The following is a 6,277-nucleotide window of genomic DNA, read 5'->3' on the forward strand; positions in this document are numbered from 1 at the left end:
AAAGCAAAGGGGTCAGCGCGAGGTTTCTACTCGCAGCACTTCGGTGTAGATCGCATCCACGGTCTGGTCGACCTTGAGGTTTTTCATCCGTGCCTGCAGCTCGGGGTCTTCCACCTTCACTACCTGCAGCTTGCCTTCGGGCGGCAGCAGGCTGACTTCGTGGGTCTTGAGGTCGATCTTCTTGATCTGCGAGGTCACCTTCACCTGGCGGAAGGCTTCGCCGCCGGGGTTGGGGTTGTCGGCCTTGGCGCGGATGGTGCCGGTTTCCTCGCTGGCCTTGGGCGCACCGCCAACGTCGGTGTTGAGCACATAGGCCACGGCGCGGGTGACGTAGATGTCGACCTGGTCACCGACCTTGAGGTTGGGCAGGGCCTTGGCCTTTTCCGTGAGCTGGAAGGTCACATCCTTGTCGTGGGGGCCCTTGACCGTCACCTGGCGGTTGGCCAGGTCGATGGCGGTCACCTCGGTTTTGACGTGGCTTTCAAGGGCTTCGCTGGCAATCGGCAGTTGCGCTGCGTGGGCGGTGAAGGTTGCGGCAGACACTAACGAGGCTAGAGCGATGGCGCGGGTGAATGGAGTCATTGGCCTGTCTTCCTTGTGATCGATACCGTTTGGGTTATGGCGAGCACAAGCATAGACCGGGCTGGTCGAGGGGCAAGATGCACTTCGGGGCTTTGTGCTGCCTTTGCGGGCCCTATCGCCGGCAAGCCGGCTCCTACAGGTACGGCGCAGGCCTGAGGCTATGCGGTTCAGGCGGTTGACTCCCTGGCCCCCTTGGCCTGCGACACATTGACCGCCCCCGGCAAGGCCACCGCGTTCTTTGCCGCCAGCACCTCGGCCATCACGCTCACCGCGATCTCCGCCGGGGTCTTGCTGCCGATGTAGATGCCGATCGGCCCGTGCAGCCGCTCGAGCGAGTGCTCGGTTTCGCCAAAGTGTTCGATCAGCCGCTCGCGGCGCAGTTGGCTGTTGCGCCGCGAACCGATGGCGCCGATGTAGAACGCAGGCCCGTGCAGCGCTTCGAGCAACGCCAGGTCATCGAGCTTGGGGTCATGGCTGACGGCGATGATGCAGGTGCGCGCGTCGCTACGGAAAGCGCGCACCACATCGTCCGGCATGCCCTTGAGGTGCTCGACGCCGGCCACTGCCCAACTGGCCATGTATTCCGGGCGCGGGTCGCACACGGCCACCTTGAAACCGTTGAACAGCGCCATGGTGGCCAGGTATTCGGCCAGGGCGCCGGCGCCGATCAGCAGCATGCGGTAGCCGGGGCCCAGGGTGTTGAGCATGCGTTGGTCATTGCAATCAAAGGGCTGCGGGGTGGCGCTGACGCTCAGCGTCGCCGCACCATCGGCCAGGGCCAGCTGGCGTTGTACCAGTTGCCCGCTGTCGAGCAGGGTCAGCAGCTGTTGCAGGCTGGCGGCACTGGGGCTGAACTCGAGGATCAACTCCAGGGTGCCGCCGCAGGGCAGGCCGAAGCGGTGCGCCTCGTCGGCGCTGACGCCATAGCGCACCCGCTCCGGCGGGCCATCGGTGAACCCTTGGCCGCCGTAGGCGCTGGTGTGGCGGTGCACCAGGTCGTCCTCGATGCAGCCACCGGACACACTACCCACCACCCGGCCATCGCTGCGCAGGGCCATCATCGAGCCCACCGGGCGCGGCGACGAACCCCAGGTGCGGGCCACGGTGGCCAGCAGCACGCGGTGGCCGGCAGCGAGCCAGTCGTGGGCGGTGCGCAGCACCAGCAGGTCGATGCTTTCCATGGTGAGCGAACCTCGTTCAGTCAGTTGCAGGGCGTGCGATTGCCGCTTGATGCATGCCCTGTGGGAGCGGGTTTACCCGCGAAGGCGTCGGTGAGGCTGATGCAGCATTCGCGGGTAAACCCGCTCCCACAGGGGCATGTATCAGGTCGGCAATCCCATGCTCCTGCTCAACGCATATGCAAAATGATCGGGCTGCTGCTGGCCGGGTCGGTATGCCCGCGCAACTTGCCCACCGCCTGCGCACTCACCGCGCTGCCCTGGTTGCCCCAGGTGGCGCGGGCAAAGCTCAGCACCTCGGCAATTTCCTGGTCCGACAGCTGCTGACGGAACGCCGGCATGCGGTAGGCGTCCGGCACCCCGGCGGCGACGATGCGCTGCGAGCCGTTCAGGGTGATGTTGATCGCCGAGGCGTTCTCGCCGGCCAGCATCGAGGTGGCCCCGGCCAGCGGCGGCATCCACTCGGCCTGGCCCTTGCCGTCCAGGCCATGGCAGCTGGCGCAGCGGGTCACGTAGGTGTGCGCACCCGGTGCATCCAGCCGCTCGGCAGCGGACACCGCCTGGTACTGCCACGGCGTGCCGTCGCGTTGCGGGTCGCCGGGCAGCGACTTGAGGTAGCGGGCGATGGCGGCCAGGTCGTCGTCGGCCATGAACTGGGTGGAGTTGTTGAACGCCTCGGTCATCGAGCCGTACACCACCGCATGTTTGTTACGCCCGGTCTTGAGAAACTGCACGATGTCCTGCTCGCTCCAGCGGCCCAGCCCGGTGTTGGGGTCCTGGCGCAGGCTGGGGGCGTACCAGCCGTCCAGCAGGGCGCCGGCGAGGAACGGCGTACCGCCTTCGTCCAGGGCCTTTTCGTTGAACGCAAGGCCGCGTGGGGAGTGGCAGCTGCCGCAGTGCCCGGGGCCCTGGACGATATAGGCGCCGCGGTTCCACAGCGCGTCCTGGCCGGTTTTCTCGGCATAGGGCGTGGTGGGGGCAAACAGCCCGTTCCACAGCGCAATGGGCCAGCGCAGGTTCAGCGGCCAGGGGATGCTGCTGGCGATGTTGGGCGTGGCTGCCGGCTGCACGCCCTGCATGAAGAACGCATACAGCGCGCGCATATCGTCATCGCTGAGCTTGGCGTAGGACGGGTAGGGCATGGCCGGGTACAGCCGGCGCCCGCCCGGGGCCACGCCGTGGCGCACGGCGCGGTCGAAGTCGGCCAGGCTGTACTGGCCGATGCCGTGCTCGCTGTCAGGGGTGATGTTGGTGGCGTGGATCGCCCCCAGCGGCGTGGCCATTTCCAGCCCGCCGGCGAACGGCGCCTGGCCCGGCAGGCTGTGGCAGGCCACGCAGTCGCTCAGGCGGGCGACGTACTCGCCCCGGCTGACCAGCGCGGCGTCCACCGGGGTGTCGGCCTTGAACGGCGTGGCAGGCTCGCGGGTGACGTACCAGGCCAGCAGGGCGGCGGCGACCAGGCAGGGCACGGCCAGCCAGCCGGCGGTTCTTGCGAAGCGGCGGTTGCTCATGGGCGGCCCTCAGCTGAAGGTGTGGCGGTCAAGGGGCAGGCTACGCACGCGCTGCCCGGTCAGGCGCGCCACGGCGTTGGCCACGGCCGGTGCCACCGCTGGCAGCGGCGGCTCGCCGATACCGCCCATTTTCTCGCCGCTTTCGACGATGCGCACATGCACCCGGGCCATGCGCTGGGCCGGCAGTATCGGGTACAGGTCGTAGTTGCGCGCCCGCGGTGCGCCGTCGAGCCACACGGCTTCTTCCAGCAGGGTTTGCGACAGCCCCAGGGCCACCGCGCCGTTGACCTGGGCTTCGATGATCGCCGGGTTGACGATGCTGCCAGGGTCGATGGCCTGCCAGATGTCGTGCACCTTCACCTGGCCGTTTTCGATGGACACTTCGGCGATTACCGCCGCATGGGAGCCGAACGGCGAGGCCATGGCCACGCCGCGGGCGCGCTTGCTGCCGTCCTCGGCGGTGAACGGGCCGGGCTTCCAGCCGCCAGCAAGTTTGGCCACCGCCTTGAGCAGAGTGGTCAGGCGTTGGTTGTCACGCAGCAGGTGCAGGCGTAACTCGTACGGGTCCTTGCCGCCCTTGTCGGCCAGCTCGTCGAGGAAGCTTTCGTAGAAGAAGTCGTTCAGCGAATTGCCCACCGAACGCCAGTAACCGAGCATCGCCGGGCCTTTGACGTAAATCTGCGCGATGCGCTTGTTGGGGATGGCGTAGGCCTTGCCGGCCAAGCCTTCGATGGCGGTGGGGTCGATTTTCTCGCCCTGCTTGCCGGCCAGGGCTTCGGTGGGGCCTTCGGTGGCGCTGACCGCCTCGATGGCCACCGGCATGCCGTCGGCGTCCAGCCCTGCGCGGAACTTGACCACCGCCACCGGGCGCAGCACGTCGCGCAAGAATTCTTCTTCACGGGTCCAGATCACTTTGACCGGGCGCCCGACCGCCTTGGCCAGGGTGATGGCCTGGGGGTAGGGGTTGGCTGAGTCGTAAAGGAAATGCCGGCCGAAGAAACCGCCCAACAGCGGCGAGTGCAGGGTGATCTGCTCGGGGGCAAGGCCAGTGCGCTTGGCGATGTCGGCGCGGAACATGTCTGGCGCCTGGTTGGGCAGCCACACCTCAAGGGTGCCGTCGGGGTTGAAGCGCGCGGTGGCCGAGGGTGGCTCCAACTGGCCGTGGTTGAGGTACTGGTTGCGGTAGCTGGCCTCGACGGTGGTCTTGGCGCTGGCCATGGCCGCGGCCAGGTCGCCTTCGTGCTCGTCGTCGCGGGCCGGGCCGGTCTGCGCGGCCAAATGGTCCAGCCAGCCCTGGCTGGAAAAGTCCTTGGGCATGGCGCGTACGGTGCTGCCTGCGCCGGGCTCCTGCCAGTCCACCTGCAGTGCCTCGACCGCGCGTTTGGCGTGCCACCAGCGCTCGGCCACCACGGCCACTGCGCCGGGCAGCTGGTGCACCGAGTGCACGCCCTTCATGGCCTTGACCTGGGCTTCGTTGCGCAGCCCGGCCACGGTCATGCCCAGGCGCGGCGCATGTTGCACGGCGGCGTGGAGCATGTCGTCGACCTTGATGTCGATGCTGTACACGGCCTTGCCGGTGGACTTGTCGTAAGCGTCCACCCGGCGCACCGGCTTGCCGATCCAGCGGAACTGGCTGGGGTCGCGCAGCTTGACGCTGGCAGGGTCCGGCACCGGCAGGTCCATGGCGCGGCCGGCCAGCTCGCCATAGGCCAGCGAGCGGCCGGAGGCTACGTGCAGCACCTTGCCGGGCTCGGTGCTGAGTTCTTCGACCGGCACCCCCAGTTGCTCGGCAGCGGCCTGCAACAACATGGCCCGGGCCAGGGCGCCGAGGCGGCGCATGGTCGGGTAGCTCATGCGTACCGACATGCTGCCGCCGGTGATGCGCAGGCCGTTTTCCATCACCACGTAGGTTTCACCGGGCGGGGCGCTGTCGACCAAAAAGTGCGCCGGGTCCACATCCAGCTCTTCACCGACGATTTGCGCCATGGCGGTGTAGGTGCCCTGGCCGCCCTCCATGAACGGGCACAGCAGGCGCACGCTGCTATCGGGGCGAATTTCCAGAAACGCCGGCACCTGGGTGCCGCGCTCGGCGCTGGCCGCAGCTGCAGCGGCCTGTACCCGGGGTACGCCCAGCGGCAGGCCAAAGCCCAGCACCAGGGCGCCGACGGCGGTGCCGGCCAGAAAGCGCCGGCGCGACAGGTTGACGGTTTCGCCGGCGGGCAGGTCAAGCAGGTCGGCGGGGGAGTCGAGACGCGCGTTCATCAGGCGTTGCCTCCTTCGGCCAGTTCGTGCACTGCGGCATGGATGGCGTTGTAGGTGCCGCAGCGGCACAGGTTGACCATAGCCGCCTCGATCTGCGCGTCGCTGGGCTTGGCGCTGTGCTTGAGCAACGCGGTGGCGGCCATCACCTGGCCCGACTGGCAGTAGCCGCACTGCGCCACCTGGTGCTCGACCCAGGCCTCGACCACGCGCTTGCCCACCGGGTCTTGCTCGATGGCTTCGATGGTGGTGATGTCCAGGCCGACCACGCCGGCCACCGGCGTCACGCAGGCGCGTACCACGTTGCCGTTGACCAGCACCGAGCAGGCGCCGCATTGGGCCAGGCCGCAGCCGTACTTGGTACCGGTCAGGCCAAGGTCGTCGCGGATCACCCACAGCAACGGCGTATCGGCGTCCGCCTCGACCTGGTAGGTCTTCTGGTTGATGCGTAGTTCCATGGTTCACCTGCTGATCATCGGTTGATGTGTCGTTGTTTTATGCACGCCGTGCAGCGAGGCACGGAGCGGGGGTCATGAAACTTTAGCTTGCAGCTGAAACGTTTCCTATCGGGGGGATGGAAGGCGCGGAGGATCAGGCAAGGATTTCGGGGGATCGGGATAGGGCGGGCAAGGCTGTAGGAGCGGGGGGGGGGGGGGGGGGGGGGGGGGGGGGGGGGGGGGGGGGGGGGGGGGGGGGCGGTGGGTGGGGGGGGGGGGGGGGGGGGGGGGGGGGGGGGGCGCCCCGGCG

5 protein-coding genes are annotated in these 6,277 nt (G+C 68.1%); all 5 read right to left on the minus strand.

All coding sequences use genetic code 11. From position 1 onward, the window contains the following. Positions 1–12: 12 nt before the first annotated feature. A complete protein-coding gene (locus ACI2KK_RS14750; RefSeq protein ID WP_217885633.1) occupies positions 13–582 on the minus strand; it encodes a hypothetical protein in 570 nt (189 codons plus the stop codon). Between the two features lie 167 nt (positions 583–749). Continuing rightward, a complete protein-coding gene (locus tag ACI2KK_RS14755; RefSeq protein ID WP_404669440.1) occupies positions 750–1,763 on the minus strand; it encodes an XdhC family protein in 1,014 nt (337 codons plus the stop codon). A 167-nt stretch (positions 1,764–1,930) separates the two neighbouring features. Continuing rightward, positions 1,931–3,271 (minus strand): c-type cytochrome, encoded by a 1,341-nt coding sequence (locus ACI2KK_RS14760; RefSeq protein ID WP_404669441.1) that lies wholly within the window; start codon positions 3,269–3,271, stop codon positions 1,931–1,933. Between the two features lie 9 nt (positions 3,272–3,280). Beyond that, entirely contained in the window at positions 3,281–5,533 is a 2,253-nt protein-coding gene (locus tag ACI2KK_RS14765; RefSeq protein ID WP_404669442.1) for a molybdopterin cofactor-binding domain-containing protein, read from the minus strand. After that, positions 5,533–5,988 (minus strand): (2Fe-2S)-binding protein, encoded by a 456-nt coding sequence (locus ACI2KK_RS14770; protein ID WP_404669443.1) that lies wholly within the window; start codon positions 5,986–5,988, stop codon positions 5,533–5,535. Before ACI2KK_RS14770 ends, ACI2KK_RS14765 begins: the two co-directional genes overlap by 1 nt. Between the last annotated feature and the right edge of the window lie 289 nt (positions 5,989–6,277).

Origin of the sequence: Pseudomonas sp. NPDC089406 (genome assembly GCF_044900265.1) — a bacterium.
Classification (GTDB): domain Bacteria; phylum Pseudomonadota; class Gammaproteobacteria; order Pseudomonadales; family Pseudomonadaceae; genus Aquipseudomonas; species Aquipseudomonas fakonensis.

What these genes read in the sequence shown, in the direction of transcription:
- ACI2KK_RS14750 (WP_217885633.1), bottom strand. Translation starts at nt 582, where the DNA reads ATGACTCCATTCACCCGCGCCATCGCTCTAGCCTCGTTAGTGTCTGCC.
- ACI2KK_RS14755 (WP_404669440.1), bottom strand. Translation starts at nt 1,763, where the DNA reads ATGGAAAGCATCGACCTGCTGGTGCTGCGCACCGCCCACGACTGGCTC.
- ACI2KK_RS14760 (WP_404669441.1), bottom strand. Translation starts at nt 3,271, where the DNA reads ATGAGCAACCGCCGCTTCGCAAGAACCGCCGGCTGGCTGGCCGTGCCC.
- ACI2KK_RS14765 (WP_404669442.1), bottom strand. Translation starts at nt 5,533, where the DNA reads ATGAACGCGCGTCTCGACTCCCCCGCCGACCTGCTTGACCTGCCCGCC.
- ACI2KK_RS14770 (WP_404669443.1), bottom strand. Translation starts at nt 5,988, where the DNA reads ATGGAACTACGCATCAACCAGAAGACCTACCAGGTCGAGGCGGACGCC.